Source organism: Mycoplana dimorpha, assembly GCF_003046475.1.
Taxonomy (GTDB): Bacteria; Pseudomonadota; Alphaproteobacteria; order Rhizobiales; family Rhizobiaceae; genus Mycoplana; species Mycoplana dimorpha.
Window position 1 is genome coordinate 314,803 of sequence record NZ_PZZZ01000003.1, and the last position, 26,920, is coordinate 341,722.

The window sequence follows — 26,920 nt, forward strand, 5'->3', positions numbered from 1 at the left end:
AAGGGTTACTTAGATGAACGTGTTCCTGGCCCAGCTGCTCAACGGGCTGGACAAGGGCGGCGCCTACGCGCTGATCGCCCTTGGCCTCACACTGGTTTTCGGCACGCTCGGCGTCGTCAATTTCGCCCACGGCGCGCTGTTCATGCTCGGCTGCTTCTGCGCCGTCACCTTCCGCTACCTCATCACCCTCGAGACGGTCACCATCGACCCGGAGAAGCTGTCGCCCTGGGGCTCGCCGGTCGAGGTGCGCACGCCGCTGGTGCAGAACTGGTTCGGCGACTTCGGCGCGGTGCTGGTCGACTATTCGGTGCCGATCTCGATCCTGCTCGCCATTCCGGCGATGCTGATCATCGGCATCGCAATGGAGCGCGGCCTCATCAAGCATTTCTACAAGCGCAGCCATGCCGAGCAGATCCTCGTCACCTTCGGGCTTGCCATCGTGCTGCAGGAGATCGTCAGGAGCTTCTTCGGCGCCAACCCGGTGCCGCAGCCGATCCCGTCCGATCTGCGCGGCGCGGCCGACATCGGCGTCTGGTTCGGCATGGCGGCCCATACGCTGACCTATCCGTGGTGGCGGCTGATCTACCTGCTGTTTTCCGCCGTGGTCATCGGCGGCGTGTTCGCGTTCCTGCAATTCACCACGTTCGGCATGGTGGTGCGCGCCGGCATGGCCGATCGGGAGACCGTCGGGCTGATGGGCATCGACATCGACCGGCGCTTCACCATCGTCTTCGGGCTCGCGGCGGTGGTGGCGGGGGTTGCCGGCGTCATGTACACGCCGCTGCTGGCGCCCAACTACCACCTCGGCATGGACTTCCTGGTCCTGAGCTTCGTCGTCGTCGTGGTCGGCGGCATGGGCTCGCTGCCCGGCGCGGTCGCGGCCGGCTTCCTGCTCGGCATCCTGCAGTCCTTCGCCTCGATGACCGAGGTGAAATCCCTCATCCCCGGCATCGACCAGGTCATCATCTATCTCGTCGCAGTCGTCATCCTGCTCGTGCGTCCGCGCGGCCTGATGGGACGGCGCGGAATCATGGAGAACTGATCCACCATGTTCTCGCTTTCTCGCAAGGACCTTGCCGCACTCGCAGTGTTCGCTGCCGTGGTGCTGACCATGCCGATCTGGCTGGCGCCCTTTGGCGCCGCCTATCCCGGCCTCATGCAGAAGTTCGCGATCTACGCGATCTTCGCGATCGGCTTCAACATCCTGTTCGGGCTCACCGGATACCTTTCGTTCGGCCATGCCGCCTTCCTCGGGGTGGGTTCCTACACGACCGTCTGGTCGTTCAAGCTGCTCAGCATGGACATCGGGCCGGCGATGCTGTTCGCGATTATCGTCAGCGGGGTGTTCGCGCTGTTGATCGGCTATTTCAGCCTGCGCCGCACCGGCATCTATTTCTCGATCCTGACGCTGGCCTTCGCCCAGATGAGCTACAGCCTCGCCTATTCGGTGCTCACGCCGATCACCAACGGCGAGACGGGCCTGCTTCTGGCGCGGGACGATCCGCGGCACCTCGATGCCTTGTTCGGCGCGCAGGCAACCGCGGCCGGGCTGCCGCAGCCGACACTGTTCGGCATGTCCGTGACCGGCTACACCGGTTTCTATCTCTGCGCCGTCATCCTGATCATCGCGTTCTATCTGTCGCAGAAGATCTTCGCCTCGCCGTTCGGCATGGCGCTGCGCGGCATCAAGTCCAACCAGACCCGGATGAACTACACCGGCTTCAACACCCGGCCCTACATGCTGGCGGCCTTCGTCATCTCCGGCATGTTCGCCGGCCTGGCGGGCGCGCTGCTGTCCATCACCGATCCGCTCGCCGGTGCCGAACGGATGAAGTGGACCGAATCCGGCAACGTGGTCCTCATGACCATCCTCGGCGGCGTCGGAACCCTGTTCGGGCCGGTGATCGGCGCCTGGCTGATCAAGTATTTCGAGAACATCTTCTCCGCCATCAACACCAACATGCTGAACGGCCTCTTCTCGTTCCTGCCCGATGGCGTGCAAACCTTTGTCGTTACCGTGCTCTCCAAGTTCGTCGGCGAGGGCTGGCACCTCACGCTCGGCCTGATGTTCGTGTTGATCGTGGTCTTCCTGCCGGGCGGGCTGGTGGAGGGCTTCCACCGCCTCATGGTGCGTCTGAAACGACAGAAGGCGACGCCGGACGGCGTCACCTCGGTCCAGCCGGCGGAATAGGAGCGCGCCATGATCGAAGCAACGCCCAACATCATCCTGCACGCGGCCGACGTTCACAAGAATTTCGGCGGCCTGCGGGCCCTCTCCGACATCGACCTGCAGATCGAGGAGGGCAAGACCCACGCCATCATCGGCCCGAACGGTGCCGGCAAGTCGACGCTGCTCAACGTCATCATCGGCCGCATTCCGCCCAGCAGCGGCGCGGTCGTCTTCGACGGCACCGTGCTGACCGGCAAGGCGCCGCACGAGATCAACCAGCTCGGCATTTCGCGGGTGTTCCAGACGCCGGAAATCTTCCCCGACCTGCCGGTGCTGCACAATGTCATGGCGCCCGCCTTTGCCCGGCGCGACGGCGCCTTCCGCGTCAACTTGCTGCGCAGCATCGATTCGGAGCGGCAGATCCGCCAGGAGGCGGAAGACATTCTCGACGATATCGGCCTGCACGGCCGCCGCGGCGATCATGCCGGTTCGCTGTCGCGCGGCGACAAGCGCCGGCTGGAACTGGCCATGTGCCTGATCCAGCGGCCGCGGCTGCTGCTGCTCGACGAGCCGACGGCCGGCATGAGCCGGCACGACACCAACACCACCATCGAGCTTCTGCGCAAGATCAAGTCCAGCGGCATGACCAAGGTCATCATCGAACACGACATGCACGTCGTCTTCTCGCTGGCCGACCGGATCTCCGTCCTGGCGCAGGGCCGCATCATCGCGTCGGGCCTTCCCCAAGAGATCAAGGAAGACCCGCGCGTGCAGCAAGCCTATCTGGGCGGGAGCGTGCAATGAACGACGTCGCGATGAAACGGGAAGCGATTTCGGCCGCCACCGAGTCTGATCCATCCAAGGCCTTTTTCGCGGTGCGCGATGTCCATGCCTATTACGGCGAGAGCTACATCGTCCAGGGCGTCACCCTCGACGTGAGGAAGGGCGAGATCCTGGCGCTGCTCGGCCGCAACGGCGCCGGCAAGACCTCGACCTTGCGCACCATTGCGCGGATGGACAATCCGGCGCTGCGCTCCGGCCAAATCTGGCTGGAGGGGCAGCCGCTGCACGCCATGAAGTCCTGGCAGGCGGCGCAGGCCGGCGTCCAGCTGGTGCCGGAAGACCGCCGGATCATCCCCGGCATGACGGTGGAGGAGAATCTGGTGCTGGCGCAGGTGGCGCCCGGCCACGGCATGTCGCTCGACGAGCTCTACGAGCATTTCCCGCGGCTGGCCGAACGACGCAAGCAGGAGGCCGTCACGATGTCCGGCGGCGAGCAGCAGATGCTGGCGGTCGCCCGGGCGCTGGCGCGGGAGGTGAAACTGCTCTTGCTTGACGAGCCCTACGAGGGGCTGGCGCCGGTCATCGTCAAGGAGATCGAGCGCATCGTCGAACAGATCAAGGAGCGTGGCATCACCACCATCATCGTGGAGCAGAACGCCATCGCCGCGCTCAGGCTGGCCGATCGCGCCGTGATCCTCGACACGGGCGAACTCGTCTTTGCCGGCTCTGCCAAGGAGCTGCTCGAAAGCGAGGAGCTCCGCAACGAATATCTGGCGATCTGAGGCGAGGGAGAAGCATGTCGAAGGAAACAGTTCACCGTGTTCAGGCGGCCTGGAAGAAGGACGCGCTGATCGACGACGAGACCTACCTGGCCTGGTACGCCGAGAGCGTGCGCGACCCGGACGGGTTCTGGGGGCGGCATGGACGGCGGCTGGACTGGTTCAAGCCCTATACGAAGGTGAGGAACGCCTCCTTCGAGGGCGAGGTGTCGATCAAGTGGTTCGAGGACGGCGAGCTCAACCTGTCGCACAACTGCGTCGACCGGCATCTCGAGGCGCGCGGCGACCAGGTGGCCATCATCTGGGAGGGCGACGATCCGAACGAGGGCCGGAAGATCACCTACCGCGAGCTGCACGAGCAGGTGTGCCGCTATGCGAACGTCCTGAAGTCGCATGGGGTGAACAAGGGCGACCGGGTGACGATCTACATGCCGATGATCCCGGAGGTCGCCTATGCGATGCTGGCCTGCACGCGCATCGGGGCGATCCATTCGGTGGTGTTCGGCGGCTTTTCGCCCGATTCGCTGGCCGGGCGCATCGTCGACTGCGAATCGCATGTCGTGATCACCGCCGACGAGGGCTTGCGCGGCGGACGCAAGGTGCCGCTGAAGGCGAATGCCGACAAGGCGGCCGAAATCGCCGCGGCGGCCGGCAATCCGGTGCACAAGGTGCTGGTGGTGCGCCGGACCGGCGGGGCGATCAACTGGGTGGACGGGCGCGACGTATGGCTGGACGAGGCAGCCAGGGCGGCGTCGCCCGTCTGCCCGGCGGAGCCGATGAACGCCGAAGACCCGCTGTTCATCCTCTACACCTCCGGCTCGACCGGCAAGCCCAAGGGGGTGCTGCACACCACCGGCGGCTATCTGGTGCATGTGTCGATGACGCACCAGTACGTCTTCGACTATCGCGACGGCGATATCTACTGGTGCACGGCGGATGTCGGCTGGGTGACCGGCCACTCCTACATCCTCTACGGGCCGCTGGCCAACGGCGCGACGACGCTGATGTTCGAGGGCGTGCCGAACTATCCCGACGCCTCGCGCTTCTGGCAGGTGGTCGACAAGCACAAGGTCAACATCTTCTACACCGCACCTACCGCCATCCGGGCGCTGATGGGGGCGGGCGACGAATGGGTCAGGAAGGGGGCGCGACGCAGCCTGCGCCTGCTCGGCTCGGTGGGCGAGCCGATCAACCCGGAGGCCTGGGAATGGTACTTCCATGTGGTTGGCGAGGGCCGCTGCCCGGTGGTCGACACCTGGTGGCAGACGGAGAACGGCGGCATCCTCATCGCCCCGCTGCCGGGGTCAACCGACCTCAAGCCGGGCTCGGCCACCCGGCCCTTCTTCGGCGTGGTGCCGGAGATCGTCGACAATGACGGCGCCGTCATCGAGGGGGTGGGCGCGGGCAACCTGTGCATCGCACAGCCCTGGCCGGGCATGATGCGCACCGTGTTCGGTGACCACGACCGCTTCGTCGAGACCTACTTCTCCACCTACAAGGGCAAGTATTTTACCGGCGACGGCTGCCGGCGCGACGAGGACGGCTACTACTGGATCACCGGGCGGGTCGACGACGTCATCAACGTGTCGGGTCACCGCATGGGCACGGCGGAGGTGGAATCGGCGCTGGTGGCGCACGAAAAGGTGTCGGAGGCGGCGGTGGTCGGCTATCCGCACGACGTCAAGGGCCAGGGCATCTACTGCTATGTCACGCTGATGGAGGGCGAGGAGCCGAGCGACGCGTTGCGCAAGGATCTGATCGCCCATGTTCGCCAGGAGATCGGGCCGATCGCGGCGCCCGACAAGATCCAGTTCGCGCCTGCACTGCCGAAGACGCGCTCGGCCAAGATCATGCGCCGCATCCTGCGCAAGATCGCCGAGGACGACTTCTCGGCGCTCGGCGACACCTCGACGCTCGCCGACCCCTCCGTCGTCGATGACCTCATCGCCAACCGGCAAAACAGGAAAGCCTGAGCGCCGGCGGCAAGGATGCGGAACTCCTCGCGGCCCCCGCAATCTACGCAGCTTGAATGGGCCGGATAGCTAAGGCTGGTCGGCCGAAGCCGGCCGGCGCCTCGATGATGCGCATGGCGCCCGGTGGACGTCCGTCCTGTCGGCGGCCCCTATGGACATTCAAACCTGACGCATCGCCGGCTGTTCAGGATCGGTCACATGTCCGAGCACGAACCGCGAGACACGGCGATCCTGGCTCACCGCACGACGTGGACGATTTTGATGCCGATGAGGTTGTCGTTGGCATCGGAAACGACCTGGCCGTAGCCGATGAGGCGACCGTTGACCAGCAGGTCGACCGGTTCGCCGAATTCCTTGTCCAGCCGCAGGCGATGGCCCGGATCCACGCGCATCAGCTCTTCGACGGAAATCTTGACGCGTCCGATAACAGCCTCGATCTCGACGGGAATGTCGTTGAACCGTTCACCGAGTTCGGGGCGCACCGGAACCTTGTCTTCGGGAGGGGCCTTTGAAAAGACCAGGCTTGCTCCGGGTTCGTGCAAGCGGCCGCTCGCCTCCGTGGCAACATCGACGCTGCCCGCCTCGGGATCGAAGGCGGCATCGGCAAGTGGCGGCAGGTTGTCGGAATCATCGCACATATAACACCATCCTAAAGGTCGCTCGGTTCGGCCAAAGGGCATCCTCCGTTTAGGACAGCGGGGAACGACACGCTGTTGAATTTTCAGATCAGCCATCTGTAAACCTTAACAAAAGGTTTCCTTCCACAGGCCTGCACGCCACCGTTGCTCGTTTCGAAACAGGATGGGCGCTCAGACCATCACAGCGACTGCGGCTGCTGATGGATTGCGAACAGAGCGCGCGAAAAGCGATTCGGCCGAATCACTCGGGGGGAGATGATTCCTCAGGCGTGCGTGTGGGCAGGCACGCACAAGCAGGTTGCAATGTCGCCGCAGGATAATTAGGGTGTTAACGATTAGTTAACCTTTAACTCTCCCGCAGCCAGCCATGCTGAATTCACAGGTCGCGCGCAACTACTTGTCCCGCCTCGCTTTCGTGGGCGACGACACAGAGCCAGCCTACCAGAGGGTCAACCTGGTCGTCCGGGCGCTCTGCCCTGTCAAAGGCGTGAAATCATTCGCCGTCCATCAGGTGCGGATCGTCAGCATCAGCGAAGCCGGGGCGGTCCTTCAGGGGCGAGCAATAGAGAGCCTGACGGATCACTTCTATCTCTGCCTCGGCAAGTTCGAGATCTTCCTGACCTGCGCCCGCGTCAAACAGCAGGAAGGCAGCCTGTTCGTGCGGTTTGCAAAGCGGGAGGAGAGCGAGTTCATTCGCGCCCTGACGCGGATCAGCTTTCCGATGACGACGCTGCAAACGCTTCGCGGACATTCGCCTCGCGCGGTCGAGATGCGCATCGAACCGAATAGAGCACGCGGGGCATCTCACGGATGAGACGACGAGGGCCTGGTTTCGCAGGCACTCGTTGTCCTCGATAAAACCGCGTCCCGCGCCGTCGCTAGCTTCGCAGCGTGTGGCGGGGCGCTAGCCGTCGGCTCCTTCACATGACAGGCCCGGAATTCCCGGGCGCCGATGAGTGAAAGACATTTTCCGCGATGTCCATGAACTCGCGGATCGCGCCCTTCCCGGCATGTTTCGGCAGGGCGACGAGATATTCGCCGGCCGACATGTTCGCGCCGGTGACCGGAATGCCGCGCAGGCGACGATCAAATCCGAGTTCGTTGCTCAGCACGATGCCGGCACCGAGACCCGCCGCGGCGGCCTCCTTGACCGCTTCGCGGCTGCCCAGCACAAAGCGCGGGACAATCTCGACCGATGCGAGCGCCAGGCCGCGCTCGAACAGCTGCCGCGTCATCGACCGTTCCTCGCGCAACACGAAGGTCTGCCCCTCGAGTTCACTGACGGATACGCTCTTGCGATCCCACCAGGGATGCGCCTCGTTGACGACGACGAGCACTTTCTGGTCGACGAGATGGCGGCACAGGAAGTCCGGCGCGGGCTCCGTCAGCGTCGCCAGCGCCAGGTCGATCCGGTAGTTGGCGACCAGATCGAGCAGCTGGCTCGAGTTCTCCATGCGCACATCGACGCGGACGCCCGGAAAGGTCGCCGCGAAGCGTTCGAGAACCGGCATGACGAGGCAGGGCGAGCAGACGCCCAGGGACAGGTAACCGGAGCGAAGCGACCGGCCGTCCTCGAGCTGCGCGGCGATGTCGTCGATCGTCAGCATCACCTCGCGAGCCTTGGGCAACAGATCGAGGGCGACCGGCGTCAGTTCGACGGTGCCGCCGCTTCGCACGAAAAGCCGGGCGCCGCAGCTATCCTCCAGGGATTTCACGTGCTGGGTGACGGCCGGCTGGCTGACCCCCAGCGCCTGGGCCGCCGCCGAGAACGTGCCCGTCACGGCAACGGCATGGAAGGCCCGCAGCTGCGCAAAATTCATGATGATCCCCTCGCTATAAGTTTCGCTTCATATGCCTGTCACGAAACTAAGTAAGATTTATAACACGCCGGTCAATCTGATGCACTGGGCGTTACGGAGATCCACAATGGCAATCATCAAATCCAATCTGAAACATCTGACGACGACGCTCGCGTGCCTTGCGCTCACCTCCACGGCCGCCATGGCGAAGGAACTGGTCATCTATAACGCATCGGACAGCGTCAACACGGCGCTCGTCGAGGCCTTCCGCGCCAAGCATCCCGACATCGAGGTCAAGTTCGTCTCCGGCTCGACCGGCCCGATCGCCGAGCGCGCCATCGCCGAAAAGGCCAATCCGCAGGCCGACGTCATCTACCTGGTCAACAACACCGCGCTCGAGCAGCTCACCGCCGCCGGCGTCTTCGAGCCCTACGAACCCAAGGACTCGCAGATCAGCGAGCAGTTCCGTCATCCGGACGGCTTCTACAACAAGCATTTCGCCACCACGATGTGCATGGTCGTCAACACCGAGCGCCTGGCCAGCAAGAACCTGCCGATGCCGAACAGCTGGGAAGACCTGCTGAAGCCGGTCTACGACAATGAAATCTCGCTCCCCTCGCCGATGAAGTCGGGCACCGGCGGCGCCATCCTCACCACCTTCGTCGACGCGTTCGGCTGGCCGTTCGTCGAGAACCTGAACGAGAACGTCTTCAAGTACTCGGACGGTGGCTCGGGCGGCGCTGAACTGGCGGCGGCCGGCGAAGTGGCGATCGGCCTCAGCTTCGACACGACCTGCTACCAGCTGAAGTCCTCCGGCCGCCCGGTGGAAGTCGTCTACAGCGGCATCACCCCCAACGTCACCGAAGGCGGTGGACTGGTCGCCGGCGCGCCGAACCCGGAAGAAGCCAAGCTGTTCCTCGACTTCATGGCCAGCAAGGATGCCGCCGAAGTGCTCGGCAAGGTGGTCGGCGCGACTGCCGTGCCCGGTTACGGCCTGGTCGACCTGTCGAAGGTCACGCTCTGGAACATGCGTCGCCCGGTCGCGATCGATGAGTTCCGGACCGAGTTCAACACCCGCATCCTCAGCAAGTCATGAACATTTCGGCACCGATAGCGGCCGAACGGCTGGTCCCCCACGGGGGCCAGCCGCATATCCGCGTCAGCAACATCCGCAAGGCCTTCGGCGGCTCGGCGGCGGTCGACGATGTCAGCCTCGACTTGGGCCAGGGCGAGTTCGTCAGCCTGCTCGGTGCCTCGGGCTGCGGCAAGACCACCTTGCTGCGCATCATCGCAGGCTTCGTGTCGGCCGATTCGGGGAGGGTCCTGCGGGCGGGGAACGACGTCACCGGACTGCCGCCATCGAAGCGGCAGATGGGCTTCGTCTTCCAGTCCTATGCGCTGTTTCCGACCAAGACGGTGGCCGACAACATCGGCTTCTCGGACGCCATCAAGTCGACGCCGCGCGCGGAAATGCGGGCCCGCGTTCGCGAACTCGCGACGCTCGTGGAACTGGACCATCTGCTCGACCGCTACCCGCACGAACTCTCCGGCGGCCAGCAGCAGCGCGTCGCCCTGGCGCGGGCGCTCGCCTCGCGGCCCGAAGTGCTGCTGCTCGACGAGCCGATGTCGGCGCTCGACGCCCGCATCCGCGCCAAGCTGCGGACCGACCTGCGCGTCCTGGTGAACCGGCTCGGTCTCACCACCCTTTACGTGACCCACGACCAGGAGGAGGCGTTCGCCCTTTCGGACCGGATCGCCGTGATGGCCAACGGCCGCATCGAGCAGGTCGGCACTCCGTCTGAGATCTATCATCGGCCGAAGACCCGTTTCGTCGCCGAGTTCGTCGGCGTCTCCAACGTCATCGAAGGGGTCGCAGTCCGATCTGGCATTGAGGCCGATGGCGAAGTCTGGCCGGCCAACCTGCCCTCGACGACCCCGCTCAACAGCCGTGCGACGGCCATCTACCGGCCCGAACATCTCGGCATCGCCGCACCCGACCAGCCCGGCTTCGCCGGCCGCATCGTCACGACGACCTTCTGCGGCGCCCATCTGCGGCTGCAGGTGAAGCTGGAATCCGGCCGCACCGTGGTGGCCGACCGGCCATCGGCGGAGAGCGACCTGGTCCTGCGGCCGGGCCTGCCCGTGCGCGTGCAGCCGAGCGCCGCCCATTGTTGCGTTCTTCCGGATGGAAACTGTTGATGACTGTATCGGCGCGAAACGTCCCCGGCATCGTGCTCTCCGCCATCATCGCGGCGGTGCTGGTACTGTTCATCGCTTACCCGCTCGGCACAGTCCTGGTGGAAAGCTTCGTGATCCGCGGGCCGATGACGCTCGAACGCATCAGCGCCGTCACCAGTCACGCACTCGAGGCGATGCCGCCGGAAGAACGGAGCCAGGCGACCGAACGCTGGGTGGCGACGGCGACGGAGGCGGAAACCGTCGATGCGACCGCAGCGGCCTTCGAACTGACCGGCATCCCGGTGACCTGGGACCGCAAGGCGCCCTACAGCGATCAGAGCGTCAGGGCAACGGCTGCCGTGGCGGCATTGTCGCCGCAGGAGCGTGCGTCCTTCGACGAAGCCTATCCGCTCGCCCATATCGCGCTCCACAAGCGCATTGCTCTCGCCTTCAAGGTCAAGGACGCGCTCGGCCAGGACGGCTTCGACGAGCTGCGCCTTGGCTCCGAATCGCGCTTCGGCCTCGACAACTACCTCGAAGTGATGCGGGACAGCCAGCTGCGCACCGCGGCGTTCAACAGCCTCAGGCTCGCCTTCTGCGCCATGCTGTCGACGGTCTGCCTGGCCTTCGCGCTGGCCTATGGCGTCAATTTCGGTGGCGTGCGCTGGCCGGGCGTGACGCGCGCCGTGCTGCTCACCCCGCTGGTGGCGCCGCCTGTCCTCATCGCCACCGCCACGGTCATGCTGTTCGGACGGCGCGGGCTCGCCACCTTCACATTCCTCGACCAGTGGCTCGGCTTGATCGATGCCGAGAAGTCCAACATCTATGGCTTCGCCGGCGTACTGATCGCCCAGACGCTCGCCTTCATGCCGGCCGCCTTCATCGTCTTCGACAACGTCATGCGCAAGCATAACGGCAACCTCGACGAGGCCTCGGCCAACCTCGGGGCGAGGCACGCCCAGACCTTTGCACGCGTCACCCTGCCGATGACCTGGCCGGCGATCAAGCGGGCCGTGGTCCTGGTGTTCATCCTCAGCCTGACGGATTTCGGCAATCCGATGCTGCTCGGCAACGACATGCCGGTGCTGGCCGAACTGATCTACGACCAGATCACCGCCTTCCAGAACACGCCGCTGGCCGCTGCCATCTGCGTGTGGCTGCTGATTCCCTCACTGATCATCTACCTGATGCTCGAGAGCGTCGGGCGGCGGAAGCGCTATTCGAGTGCCGGCGCAGGCGGCCGCCGGTCCGAACTGGCGCTTCCGCTCGGTTGGCGTGCCGTCCTTTCGGGCCTGACCACCACCGTCGCACTGATCATCCTTGCCATCTACGTGACGATGGCGCTCGGAGCGGTGGTGCGCGTGTGGGGCGTCGACTGGAGCTTCACGCTCGGCTACTTCACCGACGCCGGTGTCGATGTCGGCCTGGCCGGAACCGGCTACGGCAGCTCGGACCGCGGGTTGGGACTGGTGTGGAGCAGCGTCTCGCTGGCCCTCGTTGCCGCGCCGATCGGGGGCCTGCTCGGGATCGTCGTCGGCTACGTCATCGAACGGCTGCGGCCGCCCGGTGCCAACATCATCTTCTTCATCGCGATGGCGCCGGCGATCGTGCCCGGCATCATCTTCGGCATCGGCTATATCGTCGCCTTCAACCTGCCCTTCGGCGTCAAGGCGCTGGCCCTGACCGGCACTTCGGCGATCCTCGTGCTCAACATCCTGTTCTCCAACCTGTTCGTCGGGGTGCTGGCGGCGCGGGCCGCGCTGCAAGGGCTCGACCCCGCGATCGAAGAGGCCGCCGAAGGCCTCGGCGCCGGGCTGGTGACACGTTTCGTGCGGGTGATCCTGCCCATGCTGAGGCCGGCACTGCTGCTTGGATCGCTCTACGTCTTCATCGACGGCCTGACGACGCTCTCCTCGGTGATCTTCCTCGTCTCGGGCAACCACAAGCTCGCGTCGGTGGCGATCTTCAACCACGCCACGTCCGGAGAGTTCGGTTACGCCGGTGCCAAGAGCCTGCTGCTGCTGCTGTTCGCGCTGACGGCCATGGCGCTGGTCTGGCTGCTGGACGCGCCTGGAAACAACCGCGCCCGGGACCTCGGGCGCAGACTTAAAGCAGTGGCGGAGCGGCGGCGCGCCGTTCCCGCCCGACCGGAGAAAGCATGATGACCGACAATCTCACCGAACGCGACGGGCTCGTGTTCTTCCACCAGCACGGCTCCTCGCCCTGCCAGTCGACGCTGCGTTCGGTGCGCGGGATCTGGCTGGAGGAAACCGACGGCCATCGGCTGATCGACCTGCACGGCAACACCGCCCATCACGTCGGCTACAGCCATCCCGCCCTCGTCGCCGCGCTGAAGGCGCAGATCGACGAGCTGCCCTTCTCGCCGCGCCGCTTCACCAACGCGTCCGCGGTCGGCCTTGCCGAGAAACTGCTTTCCCACTGGCCCGGCGCCCCGGCAAAGGTGCTGTTCGCCAACAGCGGCTCGGACGGGATCGAGATCGCGATGAAGCTCGCCCGGGTCGCAACCGGCCGGCACGAGACGATCTCGCTGCAGGGCTCATACCACGGCCACGGATTCGGCGCCTTCGGCCTGTCACGCACCGACACCGACCCGCGCCTCGGACCGTTCCTGCCGGGGCGACACCACGTCGCGCCCTATTGGGGACCGGGCGGCGCGGAGCGGATGCTCTCCGAGATCGAGGCCGCTTTCGCCGCTTCGGAAACCGGCATTGCGTGCCTCGTCGCCGAGCCCATCCGAACCAACTGCCACGTGCCGCCGGACGGGCTCTGGGCCGAAGTCCGGCGCCTGTGCGACCGACACGGCGCGCTGCTGATCTTCGACGAGATCCCCACCGGGCTCGGCAAGACCGGCAAGTTCTTCGCGTTCGAACACGTCGGCGTGGTGCCGGATGCCGTGGTGCTAGGCAAGGCGCTCGGCGGCGGCATGCTGCCGATCTCGGCGGTGATCGCCGACGCCCGGCTCAACATCGCCCCCGAGCTCGATCTCGGCCACTACACCCACGAGAAGAACCCGCTCACCACCCGCGCCGCGCTGTCCACGATCGAGATCATCGAGAGCGAAGAACTGGTGGAGGCCGCCGCCGCGGGAGAGAAGGTCTTCTTCGAAGCGGTCGCGGCCCTGTCGCAGAAGGTGCCGGCCATCACCGGCGCACGCGGCAAGGGCCTGTTGCTGGCCATCGAACTCGACCTGCCGGTGATGGGCTGCGAGCCGGGGCGCGACTTCGAGCGTCGCATGCTGACGGCGCTGCGTAAGGAAGGCGTGTCGACCGTCTTCAAGGGCCAGGCGAGCATCTCGTTCTCGCCGCCGCTGGTCATCTCCAAGGCAGAGATCATCGATACGCTCGAGCGGATCGGCAGGGCCGTCCAGGCCGTTTCCGCCTAATCTTAGTTCAGTCAAACCGCCTGATCCGCCAGCCGGCGGGTCAGGCCCTGCACGCCGTCGTCGTTCGAGGCGTCGCGGGACCGGCCACCAGCTGATTAGCGCAAGCAGCGGCCGCGCCAGGCGAAAACGCCCGTGACCCTTTCCGGCATCACCACGACAGATACCCGGCGTAGCGGTCGCTGAAATGACGGCCTTCCAGGCTCGGATCGCTACCGGTTGCGGTCGACAGCGGCCTGTCATGCACAGTCCCGGGGTGCGCTTGCGGCAATCGCATCGGTTTCCTCCTGACCTTCGCATCGCGCGCAATTCCAACCAGTCAATCCAGACTTCCGCGAGCCTCCGGGTCGACGGTAGCATCGCGGCGGAACCGCTCGTCGATGGGCTGCGTTCAGCCCCGGTTCACCCTCGCCCGCCTAGGTGTGCTAGGATGTCCCTACTCTCGCCGATGGAGTTGATTGCTTGCCCTGCCGTCGTGTTGCAACCGATTGTCATTACGGCTAAAAAATGCCGCTTTCACGATGCGCATTGTATGTCGCCTGCACCATTTCGCGCGCCCTTGTCGAGACGCGTGTCCTGATCCCTGCACGCCGGTGTTGGTTGCGGCACGGAGAAGACGCATGATCGTCCTGACAGGCGGCGGCCAGGCGTGACGCTCGTCACGGAATGCGGTCCGCAGTCCCGGGGATTTGCGGACGACCCCCATTGCTCGAACCCAGAAACTTAAAGCAGATGTCCCTTCATACCAGACCACAGGCTTCGTCCCGCGAGGCGGAATCCAGGCAGATCGATTACAACGATTCGATCCGGGATACCTATTTCACTCTGGAGGAGCTCAGCGCCTGCGGCGAGGACCTGGCGCGCAACGGCGCGGATACGCTGCCGGGTTTCGTGCCGTTCGACTTCCGCGCCCGCCACCGGGAGAACGAGAAGGAGATCTACCGGGTCTACCAGACGATCGCCCGCGACGTCGAAGCCGGGGCGACGATCACGCCGGCCGCCGAATGGCTCATTGACAACTACTACGTCGTCGAGGAGGCGATCCAGGAGGTCCGCCGCGACTTCCCGCGCCGCTTCTACCGCCAGCTACCGACCATGAAGGTCGGCGACCTCGAAATTCCGCGGACGATGGCGCTGGGCTGGCTCTATGTCGCCCACACTCACAGCAGCGTCTCGCGCGAAAGCCTGACGGCGATCGTCGAAGGTTACCAGAAGATCGAAGCCTTCAAGATCGGCGAACTCTGGGCGCTGCCGTCGATCATCCGCTTCATCCTCATCGAGAACCTGCGCCGGATCGCAAGCCGCGTCGACCGGTCGCGCGGCATGCGCCGCAAGGCCAACGAGATCGCCGACGAGCTGATCCGGCTGAACGATCCCCAGCGCAGCATCGTGATCCTGCGGGAGATCGAGCATCTCGTCGCCGACAACACCTTCGTCGCCCAGCTGCTCTACCGCCTGCGGGACGGCCTGCAGGCTTCCGGCGCGGCGATCCAGTGGCTCGAGCGGCAGATCGAGATGCGCGGCAGCGACCTGGAGGAGGTGCTCGTCGCCGAGCAGAACCGCCTGTCGTCCGGCAACGCGACGATGAGCAACCTGATCCGCGGGCTGCGGGCGATCGACGACACGGAATGGCCGGTCTGGGTGGAGAGCGTCAGCCGGCTCGACGCGGCGCTGCGCGAGGGCTCGGACTACTCCGACCTGGACTTCGGCTCGCGCAATGCCTACCGCGACACGATCGAAAAGCTCGCCCGTCGCTCCGGCCAGACGGAACTGCAGGTGACGCAAACCGCCCTGGCGTTGACGGCCGAGGACATGGCCGCCGGCAACGTGGCCGGCGCCCACGAGGCCAATGTCGGCACCTATCTGGTCGGCAAGAAGCGCATTCTCCTGGAGAAGCGGATCGGCTACCGCCCGTCGGTTCTGGAGCACATCCTCCGCTTCACCCGCTCGCTCGACTGGGTGGCGATCGCCGGCCCGGTGGTGCTGCTGACGCTGTGCGCGATGATCGGGGTCTACTACTTCCTCGACCAGATGGACATTCCCGACGGCGCCTGGCTGATCATGCTGATCCTCTTCGCCCTTCCGGCATCGGAAGGGGCGGTCGGACTGTTCAACACCCTGGTGACGCTCAGCGTGAAGCCGACGCGGCTGGTCGGCTACGAGTTCCACGAGGGTATCCCGGAGGAGGCGCGCACGCTCGTGGCGGTGCCGTGCCTGATCTCCAAGCGCGACCACGTCGACGAACTCGTCCGCAACCTCGAGGTCCATTATCTCGCCAACCCGCGCGGCGAAATCTATTTCGCGCTCGTCAGCGACTGGGTCGACAGCAAGGTCGAGGAGAGCCCGGAAGATCTGGAGGTGCTCGAATACGCCAAGCGCGAGATCGCGCTGCTGTCGGCGCGCTATGCCTATGACGGGCGGACCCGCTTCTACCTCCTGCACCGGCGTCGGCTGTTCAATCCGCAGGAAGGCGTGTGGATGGGCTGGGAGCGCAAGCGCGGCAAGCTGCATGAGCTCAACCTGCTGCTGCGCGGCGACGGCGACACCAGCTTCCTGCCGGGCGCCAACACCGTGCCTGCGAACGTCCAGTACGTGCTGACGCTCGATTCCGACACCCGCCTGATGCGCGACGCCGCCACCAAGCTGGTCGGCAAGCTCTTCCATCCGATCAACCGGCCGCAGATCGACCCGGCGACCCAGCAGGTGGTGGCCGGCTACAGCATCCTGCAGCCGCGCGTCACGCCGTCGCTGACGACCGGTGAACAGGCCTCGACCTTCCAGCGCATCTTCTCCGCCAACCGCGGCGTCGACCCCTATGTCTTCACGGTTTCCGACGTCTACCAGGACCTCGTCGGCGAGGGGACCTTCACCGGAAAGGGGCTGTACCACGTCGATGCCTTCGAGGCGGCGCTGAAGGGTCGCATCGATGAGAACACCGTCCTCTCGCACGACCTGCTCGAGGGCTCCTACGCGCGTTGCGCGCTCGTCACCGACGTCGAGTTCGTCGAGGACTTTCCGATCCGCTACGAGGTCGAGACCTCGCGCCAGCATCGCTGGGCCCGCGGCGACTGGCAGTTGCTGCCCTACATCTTCGGTCCGTCGAGCGGCGTTCCGATGCTCGGCCGCTGGAAGATGTACGACAACCTCCGCCGTTGCCTGATCCCGGTCGGCTGGCTGGTCGCCTCGGTGATGGGCTGGTACTACATGGAGCCGCACCAGGCGCTGATCTGGCAGCTCGTGCTGATCTTCCTGCTGTTCGTCGCGCCGACCCTGTCGCTGATCACCGGCGTCATCCCGCGCCGCAGCGACATCGTGGCCCGCGCCCACCTGCAGACCATTCTCTCCGACGTGCGGGCGGCGAATGCGCAGGTGGCGCTCCGGATCGTCTTCATCGCGCATCAGGCCGCGCTGATGGCCGACGCGACGGTGCGCTCGCTCTTCCGCATCTTCGTCAGCCGCCGGCACATGCTCGAGTGGCGCACCGCCGCGCAGGTGCACAGCGCGTCGGGCGGCAGCGTGGCGTCCTACTATGTCGACATGTGGCAGGCCCCGGCGTTGGCCGCGATTTCGGTTGCGCTTGCGGTGTTCTCGAAGACCGGCCTGCCGTTCATCGCCATCCCGTTTGCGGCGATCTGGGCGCTGTCGCCGGCGATTGCCTGGTATGTGAGCCGCACGGCCGAAACCGAGGACGAACTGATCGTTCCGGACGGCGTGGTGACCGAGCTGCGCAAGATCGCCCGCCGCACCTGGCGCTACTTCGAGACGTTCGTGACCGCGGAGCAGCACTTCCTGCCGCCGGACAATTTCCAGGAAACCCCGCATCCGGTGCTGGCCGAGCGCACCTCGCCCACCAATATCGGCGTCTACCTGCTGTCGGTGGTCTCGGCCCGCGATTTCGGCTGGATCAGTTTCGAGGAAACCGTTCGCCGCCTGGAAGAGACCGTTTCCACGATCGACGGCATGCCGAAGTTCCGCGGCCACCTCTACAACTGGTACCGCACCAACACGCTCGAGACGCTCGGGCCGCGCTATGTCTCCTCCGTCGACAGCGGCAACCTGGCCGGCCACCTGATCGCCGTGTCGTCGCTCTGCCGTGAATGGGCGGAAGCCCCCTCGGCCCATCTGCACGCAAATCTCGACGGCATCGGTGACGTCGCCTCGATCCTGTCGGAGGCGTTGGCCGAACTGCCGGACGACCGCAAGACGGTCCGCCCGCTGCGGCGACTGATCGAGGAGCGCATCGCCGGCTTCCACAACGCGCTTGCCGCGGTGAAGCGCGAGCACGAGTTCGCCTCGATCCGGGTCATCAACCTGGCGGTGCTGGCGCGCGACGTAAACAAGCTGATCGCCAACCTCGATCACGAGATCAAGAGCACCCAGAGCGGCGAAGTGGTCAGCTGGGCGAACGCCCTTGTCGCCACCTGCGAGGCCCATATCGCCGACAGCGTGTTCGACCTCGGCAGCATCGAGGCGCTGCGCCAGCGCCTGATCGTGCTGCGTGACCGCACCCGCGACATCGCGTTCTCAATGGACTTCGGGTTCCTGTTCCGCCCCGAGCGCCGGTTGCTGTCGATCGGATACCGGGTCGAGACCAACGAGCTGGACGAGGCCTGCTACGACCTGCTGGCCTCGGAGGCGCGGCTGACCAGCCTGTTTGCGATCGCCAAGGGCGACCTGCCGACCGAGCACTGGTACAAGCTCGGCCGCCCGATCGTGCCGATCGGCGCGCGCGGCGCGCTGGTCTCCTGGTCAGGCTCGATGTTCGAGTACCTGATGCCGCCGCTCGTCATGCAGGAACCGCAGGGCGGCATCCTGCACCAGACCAACAACCTGATCGTCAAGGAACAGCAGAACCACGGGCGGCGGCTCGGCACGCCATGGGGGATCTCGGAGGCCGCCTTCAACGCGCGCGACCACGAGCTCACCTATCAGTACACCAACTTCGGCGTGCCGACGCTCGGCCTGAAACGCGGCCTCGGCCAGAACGCGGTGATCGCCCCCTATGCCTCGCTGCTGGCCGCCCAGTACGCCCCGAAGGCCGCTCTCGCCAACCTCGAGGAGCTGCGCCGGCTCGGGGCGCTCGGCATCTACGGCTTCCACGACGCGGTGGACTTCACCCCGACCCGCGTGCCGGAGGGCAAGCGCTGCGCGGTCGTTCAAAACTACATGGCCCATCATCACGGCATGTCGATCGCCGCGGTCGCCAACGTCGTCTTCAACGGCGCGCTGAGGTCGCGCTTCCACGCCGATCCGGTGATCGAGGCAGCCGAGCTGCTCCTGCAGGAAAAGGCGCCGCGCGAGATCCCGGTCATCACCACCAAGCGGGAGCCGGAAACGGTCGGAAGCACGCAGGCCGACCTGCTGCGCCCGGAAGTGCGCGAGATCGAGGACCCGATGAGCCAGGACCGGGAAGCCGTGTTCCTCTCCAACGGCCACTATTCGGTGATGCTGACGGCGACCGGCTCCGGTTATTCGCACTGGAACGGCCAGTCGGTCACCCGCTTCAAGCCGGACCCGGTGGAGGACCGCTGGGGCACCTTCATCTTCCTGCGTGACACGGCCACCAACGAATGGTGGTCGGCGACGACGGAGCCCAAGCGCACAGAGGGCGAGGAAGCCAAGGCGCAGTTCAGCGACGACAAGGCGGAGTTCTTCAAGACGGTCGGGACGCTGACGAGCGAGGTCGAGTGCATCGTCGCCTCCGAGCACGACGCAGAGGGGCGGCGCCTGACGCTGCTCAACACCGGCCCGGAGGATCGTTTCATCGAAGTGACCTCCTACATGGAGCCGGTCGTGACGATGGACGACACCGACAATGCGCACCCGCTGTTTGCGCGGATGTTCCTGAAGACCGAGATCGGCCGCCGCGGCGACGTCGTTCGCGTGCTGCGCAACAAGCGTGATCCGAACGAGCCGGACATGTGCGTCGGACACCTGATCGTCGACAATGCCGGCTCGCGCCGTACGGAGATCGAGACCGACCGACGCAATTTCATCGGACGCGGCCGCAGCCTCGCCACCGCCGCAGCCTTCGATGCCGGTGCCCAGCTTTCGGGCGTCGACGGCTTCACGCTCGACCCGATCGTGGCGCTGCGCCGCGTCGTCCGCGTGCCGGCCGGCAAGAAGGTCAAGGTGATCTTCTGGACGATTGCCGCGCCGAACCGCGAGGAACTGGACCGGGGAATCGACCGCTACCGCCATCCGGACGCGTTCAACCACGAGCTCATCCATGCCTGGACCCGCTCCCAGGTGCACCTGCGCCATATCGGCGTCACCTCGCAGGAGGCGGCGAGCTTCCAGGCGCTTGGCCGCTATCTCGTCTATCCCGACACCCACCTGCGGGCGGACGTGGCGACGGTCGAGGCGGGGCTCGCCTCGCAGTCGGCGCTGTGGCCGCTCTCGATCTCCGGCGACTTCCCGATCTTCGTCTTGCGGATCAACGACGATGCCGACCTCGAGATCGCCCGCGAAGCGCTGCGGGCCCAGGAATATCTGCGCCATCGCGGCGTCATCGCCGATCTCGTCATCCTGAACGAGAAGGCGTCGTCCTACGCCCAGGACATGCAGCACACGCTCGACCAGATGTGCGAGAACCTGCGCATGCGCGGCCAGCCGGACGGCATGCGCCCGCACATCTTCGCCGTCCGGCGCGACCTGATGGAGGCTGCGACCTGGCAGGCGCTGCTGTCGACGGCGCGCGCCGTCTTCCACGCCCGCAACGGCACGCTCGCCGACCAGATCCAGCGGGCGGTCTCGCTGTTTGCGACGCCGGCTGCTGCCCAGCCGGCCGAGGCCCGGCACGCCGCGCCACTGAAAAGGCTGGCGCGGGTTCCCCGGCCGATCGAGATCAACGGCGCCGAACTGGACTTCTGGAACGGCTATGGCGGCTTCAATGCCGAGCGCCGGGAATACGTGGTCAAGCTGCGGGGCGGCGAGGGCACGCCGCAGCCGTGGATCAACGTCATCGCCAATCAGCACTTCGGCTTCCACGTTGCCGCCGAGGGCGGCGCCTATACCTGGAGCCGCAACTCGCGGGACTACCAGCTGACGCACTGGACGAACGATCCGGTCATCAACCGCCCGAGCGAGGCCTTTTACGTCAAGGATCGCGAAAGCGGCGCGGTGCTCGTGCCGTTCGCCGGCCTGTCGCGCGACCCGTCGATCCTGTTCGAGACCTGGCACGGCCTCGGCTACTCGGCCTTCCGCAGTTCGTCGGACGGGCTGGAGCTTGATCTCGTGCAAACGGTCGATGGGGAGCGGCCGGTGAAGTTTTCGCGCCTGATCGTTCGCAATCACGGTCCTTCGGCGCGCAGGCTGTCGGCTTACGGTTATGTCGAATGGGTGCTGGGCAACAATCCGGCCAAGACCGCTCCGTTCGTGCTGTGCCGACAGGGCGATACCGGCAGCGCCATCTTCGCCACCAATCCCTACAGCCTCGACTTTGCCGGCCGGGTCGCCTTCTTCGCGACCGACGCCGAGCTTTCGGGCACGACGGCGAGCCGGCGCGAGTTCATCGGCCGCGAGGGGGACATCGTCATGCCGGCGGCGGTCACCGAAGGGCACCAGCTGTCTGGCAACATGGAGTGCCTGGGAGCACCGTGCGCGGCCCTGATGACCGATTTCGAACTGGGCCCCGGCGAGAGCCGGGAAATCCATTTCGTGCTCGGCGACTGCGACGATGCGGAAGCGGCGGCGGCGCTTGCCAAAGAGGCGACGACGGCAAGGTTCGACCCGGTCCTCGAGAAGGTTCGGACCTTCTGGGGCGACTTCACCGGGACCCTGCAGGTCGACACGCCCGACCCGGCGCTGAACCTGATGGTCAACACCTGGCTTCCCTACCAGGCGCTCGGCTGCCGCCTGCTGGCGCGCGCCGCCTTCTATCAGGCAAGCGGCGCCTACGGCTTCCGCGACCAGTTGCAGGATACGCTGGCCTTCCTGACGCATCGCCCCGAGCTGGCTCGCAAGCAGATCCTGAACGCCGCCTCCCGCCAGTTCCACGAGGGCGACGTGCAGCACTGGTGGCTGCCGGAAACGGGCGCCGGCGTGCGCACGAACATTTCGGACGACGTGGTGTGGCTCGCCTACGCGGTGATCCAGTATTGCCGCTCGACCGGCCGCCACGACATCCTCGACGAGAAGCTGACCTTCATCGAGGGGCCGCCGCTGGCCGAGGGGCAACACGATGCCTTCTACAAGCCCAACCGCTCGGACGAGGCCGTCAGCCTGTTCGAGCATTGCGCCCGGGCGCTCGATCTGGCTATCCGGCGGACCGGCGAGAACGGCTTGCCGCTGATGCTCGGCGGCGACTGGAACGACGGCATGAACCGGGTGGGCGCCGAAGGCCGGGGCACCAGCGTCTGGCTCGGCTGGTTCCTGGCCGGCGCGCTGCGCGACTTCGCACCGATCGCCAGCGAGCGCGGCGATGCGGCGCGCGCAAAAGCCTGGCTCGCCCATCTCGAAACCCTCAAGGCGGCGCTGGAATCGGCCGGATGGGACGGCGCCTACTATCGGCGCGGCTATTTCGACGATGGAACCCCGTTCGGCTCGCAGGAGAGCGACGAATGCCGGATCGATTCAATTGCGCAGTCCTGGAGCGTGCTTTCCGGCGAGGGCGACGCGGAACGGGCCCGGCTGGCGATGGATGCGGTGCTGGACGAGCTGGCGGACGAGGAGACGGGCATCATCAAGCTCTTCACGCCGCCGTTCGTCGACGGCGCGCATGACCCCGGCTACATCAAGGCCTATCCGCCCGGCGTCCGCGAGAACGGCGGACAGTACACCCATGCCGCCACCTGGGTGGTGATGGCGCTCGCCATGCAGGACCGGGCCGACGAAGCTTGGACCTGCCTGAAAATGCTGAACCCGATCAATCACGCTTCCAGCCCCGAGGCGATCGAGACATACCGCGTCGAGCCCTATGTGGTCGCCGCCGATGTCTATGGCGAGGACTTTCGGAAGGGCAGGGGCGGCTGGACCTGGTACACCGGCTCGGCCGGCTGGCTGTACCGTTCCGCCGTCGAGGGCGTGCTCGGCATCCGCAAGGAGGAGGGTCGCCTAGTCGTGACGCCGGCGATCCCGTCCGACTGGCCGGGCTACTCGGCCGTGGTCAGGCTGGACGGGATCGAGCATCGCATCCAGGTCCAGAGAACGGCGGAGGGCAAGGTCGTGGCGACGATCGAGGCGGTCAAGGCGAAGGAGGTCGAGACCACGGCGTAGACGGAGACGGGCAAGCAAACGGCCGGACTGCCCGACGACGCCTTCCGGTTCTAACAACCAAAGCCGCCCGCCACGGGACCGTAGCGGGCGGCTTTGCGCGTTGAGGATCGCATCAAATGGCTTTCAATGTGGGCTGTTTCGGAACCAGCCGTGAAGCCTTTGAATCGTCACAAAAATCTCCGAAGAGGCCAATGGTACTTGATCGGGCTCGGATTCGGGCATGCCGGTTCCAGCGGAGGACGCTGGTGCCGTCGTGCCCGTTTTTGCGTCTGGCGTGAGAAAGGCATGATAATGGCAGGTAATGGTGCGAGCGCCGACGCGACGACAGCGGCGGGGGCAAGCCGGAAAAGGGATACGCGGCTCGACGTGTTCCGCGCCCTGGCGTTGCTGACGATCTTCATCAACCACGTTCCGGGACAGTTCCTCGAGCCGCTGACGCACAAGAACTTCGGCTTCTCCGATTCGGCGGAGGCATTCGTGCTGATCTCGGGACTGGCGGTCGGGCTTGCCTATGGAAGAAAGTTCGCCGGCTCGCGCCTGGCCGTCACCGTGCAGATCCTGCGGCGTGCCTTCAGCCTCTACGTTGCCCACATCATGACGAGCATCGTCACGTTCGCGATCTTCGCCGGCGGGGCGCTGTGGTTCGCGCGGCCCGAGCTGCTGTCGGAGATCAATCTTCGCGCGGTCGTCGATCACACCGAGCAGGGTCTGCTGGGCATGGTGCTGCTCGGCCATCAGTTCGGCTACAACAACATCCTGTCGCTCTATGCCGTGCTGCTGCTCATGCTGCCGGCGATGCTCTGGCTGCATGGGCGCAGCCCGCTGCTGCTCCTGGCGCTGTCGGGATTGCTCTGGCTCGGGGCAGGCCTCTGGCACGTTGCGCCGTCGAATTTTTTGGATGACGGCTACTGGTTCCTCAATCCACTGTCGTGGCAGTTCCTGTTCGCCATCGGCCTCGCCGTTTCGATCCGCCGCAGCCGCGGCGGGCATTTGCCGCGCAGCGTGCTCCTGGCGGCCCTGTCTCTTGGCTATGTCGTTCTCTCCTGCCTGTGGGTGGCGCTCTCCTGGTGGCATTACGATGTGTCCCTCGGTCTCCCCCCGGTGCTGACAGGCTTCGACAAGACGTTCCTTTCGGCTCCGCGGCTCCTGCACGTCCTGGCGCTTGCCTACCTGATCGCCACCATTCCCGCTCTCTCCCGCTGGAGCGCGCTGCCGCTCACCCATCCGCTGACGGCAATCGGCCGCCATTCCCTGGCGATCTTCATCTTCGGCACGATCCTGGCAATGGTCGGCCAGGTGCTGATGATCGTTACCGGCAAGAACCCGTGGTTCGGCACGCTTTATGTCGCCGGCGGGCTCGGGCTGCATTTCGTCTATGCACGGTATCGCGACTGGCTGGCCGGCCTCGGCAGCCCCGTCGCCACAAAGAGCGCCCGACAGGCCGCCTGACCATGACCGGGCGGAGCCGCGCCCGGCTGCTCCGCAAACGAAAACCGCCGCGCTTTGTCACGAGCGCGGCGGCCGGGGTACGGGAGCGTTCGGCCCTCAGGCGGCGGTATGGCTGTGGCGGACGTCCTCGTCCGTCAGGATGCCGCTCGCCCGCAGCAGGGCGGCAAAGCTTTGGCTGAGGTCCTGGAAGCTGCCCATCCCGGCGATGCGGCGATGACCGAGGAAGCGCACGATGTCCGCCTCGCGCCCGGTCGACAGCCGGTGGGCGATGATGAAGGTGGTGGGGTTCTTGCGCAGATTGTCGATGGCCGCCTTGACGCGCGCCTCGGTCTCCACGTCCAGCGCGCTCGCCTCCTCATCGAGCACCGGGATCGGGGCATACTTGAGGATGGCGCGGGCGATGGCGATGCGCTGGCGCTCGCCGCCGAAGAGCCAGAGCGCGCGCCTGGCTGCTCCGCAAACGAAAACCGCCGCGCTTTGTCACAAGCGCGGCGGCCGGGGAACGGAAGCGTTTAGCGGTCAGGCGGCGGTATGGCTGCGGCGGACGTCCTCGTCCGTCAGGATGCCGCTCGCCCGCAGCAGGGCGGCAAAGCGGCCGTTGCTCTGGCTGAGGTCCTGGAAGCTGCCCATCTCGGCGATGCGGCCGTGATCCAGGAAGAGCACGATGTCCGCCTCGCGCACGGTCGACAGCCGGTGGGCGATGATGAAGGTGGTGCGGTTCTTGCGCAGATTGTCGATGGCCGCCTTCACGCGCGCCTCGGTCTCCACGTCCAGCGCGCTCGTCGCCTCGTCGAGCACCAGGATCGGCGCATCCTTGAGGATGGCACGGGCGATGGCGATGCGCTGGCGCTCGCCGCCGGAGAGCCGGTTGCCGCGCTCGCCGACATGGGTGTCGTAGCCGTTCTGGCGGGTGCGGATGAAGTCGCCGGCAGCCGCCGCCTCGGCGGCCTGCATGACCTCTTCGAGGGTGGCGCCCTCCCGGCCGAGCCGGATGTTGTCGGAGATGGAGCGGTTCAGCAGGCCGGCGTCCTGGAAGACGGTGGCGATCGAGCGGCGCAGCGACTTGCGCGTCACCGTCGAGACGTCGACGCCGTCGATCAGGATCTCGCCTTGCTTCGGGTCGTAGACGCGCTGCAGAAGGTTGACGAGCGTTGTCTTGCCCGCCCCGGTCGGGCCGACGATCGCGACGGTCTGGCCGGCTTCGGCGGTGAACGAGATGTCACGCACGCCCTGGGTGGCGTTGGCGAAGTCGAAGCTGACATTGCGGAACTCGACCTTGCCGCGGACGTTGGTGAGCTCGCCGGCGCCGGCCGGCTCCTCGCGGTCCTTCACGGCGTCCTCGAGCGTGAAGAAATCCTCAAGCTTGGCGCGCGCCTCGAAGATCTGCGTGGCGAAGGCCTTCATCTGATCGAGACGGCCGATCAGCAGACCGGCGAAGCCGATGAACGCGATCACGTCGCCGACGCGCAGCTCGCCGCGCTGGACGAGGATGGTGCCGATCACCAGGATCGTCATCATCGAGATCGTCGAGGCGATGCGGTTGAGGGCGCTTGCCAGCGCCCACCAGTCGAGCACCGGGTACTGGGCGTTGATGAGCTGCTGGGTGAACTGCTTGAGCTGCTTCGTCTCGGCCTCGATGCGGTTGTAGCTGTGCACGACGGAGACGTTGCTGATGGCGTCGGAGACGTGCGAGAAGACGGTGTGGTAGTGGTTTTCCACCGAGGCCTGGCCTTCGCGGGTCTTGCTCATCACCACCTTGCCGATGACGACATAGGCGGCGCCGAGCACCAACAGAACCAGCGACAGTCGGTAGTCCATGGCAAACGCCGTCGGCACCAGCAGCACAAGCGCTATCGCCGTCGCCAGGTGCGTGCGCATGAATTCGAGCCAGAGGCCGAACAGCGTCTCGCAAGCGCGCAACAGCGTGTGCAGCGCATTCGAGGTGCCGCGCTGGCTGTGCCAGGACAGCGGCATGGAGACGATGCGGCCGAACGCCTCGGTGATCAGGCTTGCCCGGCGCCCGTGCGCCAGCCGGTCCGCCTCGCGCGCCACCAGAACGAAGGCGACGGTGTTGAACACGCCGAACGCGGCCCACATCAGCAGCATCGGCGTGACGGCGGCCTGGTTGGAGATGGCATCGATGATCTTGCCGAACAGGATCGGCTCGGCGATGGTGATCCCCGCCAGCACGATGTTCGCAACGATGATCGACGACACGCGGAATTTGTAGACGGACAGATAGCTGAGCGCCCGCGCGTAAACCTGGTACAACGACACTTCGAAACCCTTTCGCGGTCCTGCATTGTGCGCCGCGTCGCCCTTCACGTCGGACGCGCGCTACGCGGTGTCCCGGCTGCCGATCGGCAGTGCTGCCGGGCATGTTTCCAGCGACTGTCGAATGCTATTTGGTTGTCCATGAACGGGCGCTGAACAGTCCGTTGCCAAATCGTTTGAACTTGCTAAACGGGTCTCTGGCGGCCGTTTTGTTTGCCGAAGCCGCCTGCATACGTAAAAATATTGTGACGTTAAATGTAT

The 26,920-nt window shown here is 65.8% G+C and carries 15 protein-coding genes and 1 pseudogene; 12 read left to right on the forward strand and 4 right to left on the reverse strand.

Translation table 11 applies throughout. The annotated features are described in order from the left end of the window. Positions 1-13: 13 nt before the first annotated feature. Genes C7449_RS08390 through acs form a run of 5 tightly spaced genes read left to right on the forward strand, consistent with a single transcriptional unit; the run spans position 14 to position 5,705 of the window. Positions 14-1,042, forward strand: coding sequence for a branched-chain amino acid ABC transporter permease (locus C7449_RS08390; protein ID WP_108002339.1), 1,029 nt, complete (start codon positions 14-16; stop codon positions 1,040-1,042). A 6-nt stretch (positions 1,043-1,048) separates the two neighbouring features. Then, complete coding sequence (locus C7449_RS08395) at positions 1,049-2,191, forward strand: branched-chain amino acid ABC transporter permease (RefSeq protein ID WP_108002340.1); 1,143 nt, start codon at positions 1,049-1,051, stop codon at positions 2,189-2,191. Between the two features lie 9 nt (positions 2,192-2,200). After that, positions 2,201-2,974, forward strand: coding sequence for an ABC transporter ATP-binding protein (locus C7449_RS08400; RefSeq protein ID WP_108002341.1), 774 nt, complete (start codon positions 2,201-2,203; stop codon positions 2,972-2,974). An 11-nt stretch (positions 2,975-2,985) separates the two neighbouring features. Then, complete coding sequence (locus C7449_RS08405; RefSeq protein WP_170115849.1) at positions 2,986-3,735, forward strand: ABC transporter ATP-binding protein; 750 nt, start codon at positions 2,986-2,988, stop codon at positions 3,733-3,735. A gap of 14 nt (positions 3,736-3,749) precedes the next feature. Then, positions 3,750-5,705, forward strand: coding sequence for an acetate--CoA ligase (gene acs / locus C7449_RS08410; RefSeq protein ID WP_108002343.1), 1,956 nt, complete (start codon positions 3,750-3,752; stop codon positions 5,703-5,705). A 236-nt stretch (positions 5,706-5,941) separates the two neighbouring features. On the opposite strand, the gene C7449_RS08415 is transcribed toward acs, so the two are convergent. Next, a complete protein-coding gene (locus C7449_RS08415) occupies positions 5,942-6,343 on the reverse strand; it encodes a FliM/FliN family flagellar motor switch protein (protein ID WP_170115831.1) in 402 nt (133 codons plus the stop codon). A gap of 367 nt (positions 6,344-6,710) precedes the next feature. On the opposite strand from C7449_RS08415, the gene C7449_RS08420 reads away from it, so the two are divergent. Beyond that, positions 6,711-7,157, forward strand: coding sequence for a hypothetical protein (locus tag C7449_RS08420; RefSeq protein ID WP_108002345.1), 447 nt, complete (start codon positions 6,711-6,713; stop codon positions 7,155-7,157). Positions 7,158-7,263: 106 nt separating this feature from the next. Here the strand turns inward: C7449_RS08420 and C7449_RS08425 are convergent, their stop codons facing one another. Continuing rightward, the gene (locus C7449_RS08425; RefSeq protein WP_108002346.1) at positions 7,264-8,163 is read right to left on the reverse strand and encodes a LysR substrate-binding domain-containing protein; all 900 of its coding nucleotides are present in this window, start codon (positions 8,161-8,163) and stop codon (positions 7,264-7,266) included. A 106-nt stretch (positions 8,164-8,269) separates the two neighbouring features. On the opposite strand from C7449_RS08425, the gene C7449_RS08430 reads away from it, so the two are divergent. The 6 genes from C7449_RS08430 (at position 8,270) to C7449_RS08455 (ending at position 24,385) form a co-directional block, all read left to right on the forward strand. Then, a complete protein-coding gene (locus tag C7449_RS08430; protein ID WP_108002347.1) occupies positions 8,270-9,238 on the forward strand; it encodes an extracellular solute-binding protein in 969 nt (322 codons plus the stop codon). After that, entirely contained in the window at positions 9,235-10,341 is a 1,107-nt protein-coding gene (locus C7449_RS08435; RefSeq protein WP_108002348.1) for an ABC transporter ATP-binding protein, read from the forward strand. Before C7449_RS08430 ends, C7449_RS08435 begins: the two co-directional genes overlap by 4 nt. Further along, positions 10,341-12,482 carry an ABC transporter permease gene (locus C7449_RS08440; protein WP_108002349.1) on the forward strand — a complete coding sequence of 714 codons (2,142 nt, stop codon included), beginning with the start codon at positions 10,341-10,343 and terminating at the stop codon, positions 12,480-12,482. The genes C7449_RS08435 and C7449_RS08440 overlap by 1 nt, the downstream gene beginning before the upstream one ends. Then, on the forward strand, positions 12,482-13,723 hold the full coding sequence (locus C7449_RS08445) for an aminotransferase class III-fold pyridoxal phosphate-dependent enzyme (protein ID WP_245414330.1): 1,242 nt from the start codon (positions 12,482-12,484) through the stop codon (positions 13,721-13,723). The genes C7449_RS08440 and C7449_RS08445 overlap by 1 nt, the downstream gene beginning before the upstream one ends. A 729-nt stretch (positions 13,724-14,452) precedes the next feature. Continuing rightward, the gene (locus tag C7449_RS08450; RefSeq protein ID WP_108002351.1) at positions 14,453-22,936 is read left to right on the forward strand and encodes a GH36-type glycosyl hydrolase domain-containing protein; all 8,484 of its coding nucleotides are present in this window, start codon (positions 14,453-14,455) and stop codon (positions 22,934-22,936) included. A 291-nt stretch (positions 22,937-23,227) separates the two neighbouring features. Further along, on the forward strand, positions 23,228-24,385 hold the full coding sequence (locus C7449_RS08455; protein WP_245414345.1) for an OpgC family protein: 1,158 nt from the start codon (positions 23,228-23,230) through the stop codon (positions 24,383-24,385). Between the two features lie 96 nt (positions 24,386-24,481). Here C7449_RS08455 and C7449_RS08460 read toward each other — a convergent pair. Beyond that, a pseudogene (locus tag C7449_RS08460) lies at positions 24,482-24,817 on the reverse strand (glucan ABC transporter ATP-binding protein/ permease); the annotation flags it as partial. Between the two features lie 87 nt (positions 24,818-24,904). Continuing rightward, the gene (locus C7449_RS08465; RefSeq protein ID WP_108002669.1) at positions 24,905-26,662 is read right to left on the reverse strand and encodes a glucan ABC transporter ATP-binding protein/ permease; all 1,758 of its coding nucleotides are present in this window, start codon (positions 26,660-26,662) and stop codon (positions 24,905-24,907) included. Positions 26,663-26,920 lie beyond the last annotated feature (258 nt).

Coding starts and splice junctions, on each gene's coding strand:
- C7449_RS08390 (WP_108002339.1), top strand. CDS start 14: ATGAACGTGTTCCTGGCCCAGCTGCTCAACGGGCTGGACAAGGGCGGC.
- C7449_RS08395 (WP_108002340.1), top strand. CDS start 1,049: ATGTTCTCGCTTTCTCGCAAGGACCTTGCCGCACTCGCAGTGTTCGCT.
- C7449_RS08400 (WP_108002341.1), top strand. CDS start 2,201: ATGATCGAAGCAACGCCCAACATCATCCTGCACGCGGCCGACGTTCAC.
- C7449_RS08405 (WP_170115849.1), top strand. CDS start 2,986: ATGAAACGGGAAGCGATTTCGGCCGCCACCGAGTCTGATCCATCCAAG.
- acs (WP_108002343.1), top strand. CDS start 3,750: ATGTCGAAGGAAACAGTTCACCGTGTTCAGGCGGCCTGGAAGAAGGAC.
- C7449_RS08415 (WP_170115831.1), bottom strand. CDS start 6,343: ATGTGCGATGATTCCGACAACCTGCCGCCACTTGCCGATGCCGCCTTC.
- C7449_RS08420 (WP_108002345.1), top strand. CDS start 6,711: ATGCTGAATTCACAGGTCGCGCGCAACTACTTGTCCCGCCTCGCTTTC.
- C7449_RS08425 (WP_108002346.1), bottom strand. CDS start 8,163: ATGAATTTTGCGCAGCTGCGGGCCTTCCATGCCGTTGCCGTGACGGGC.
- C7449_RS08430 (WP_108002347.1), top strand. CDS start 8,270: ATGGCAATCATCAAATCCAATCTGAAACATCTGACGACGACGCTCGCG.
- C7449_RS08435 (WP_108002348.1), top strand. CDS start 9,235: ATGAACATTTCGGCACCGATAGCGGCCGAACGGCTGGTCCCCCACGGG.
- C7449_RS08440 (WP_108002349.1), top strand. CDS start 10,341: ATGACTGTATCGGCGCGAAACGTCCCCGGCATCGTGCTCTCCGCCATC.
- C7449_RS08445 (WP_245414330.1), top strand. CDS start 12,482: ATGACCGACAATCTCACCGAACGCGACGGGCTCGTGTTCTTCCACCAG.
- C7449_RS08450 (WP_108002351.1), top strand. CDS start 14,453: ATGTCCCTTCATACCAGACCACAGGCTTCGTCCCGCGAGGCGGAATCC.
- C7449_RS08455 (WP_245414345.1), top strand. CDS start 23,228: ATGGCAGGTAATGGTGCGAGCGCCGACGCGACGACAGCGGCGGGGGCA.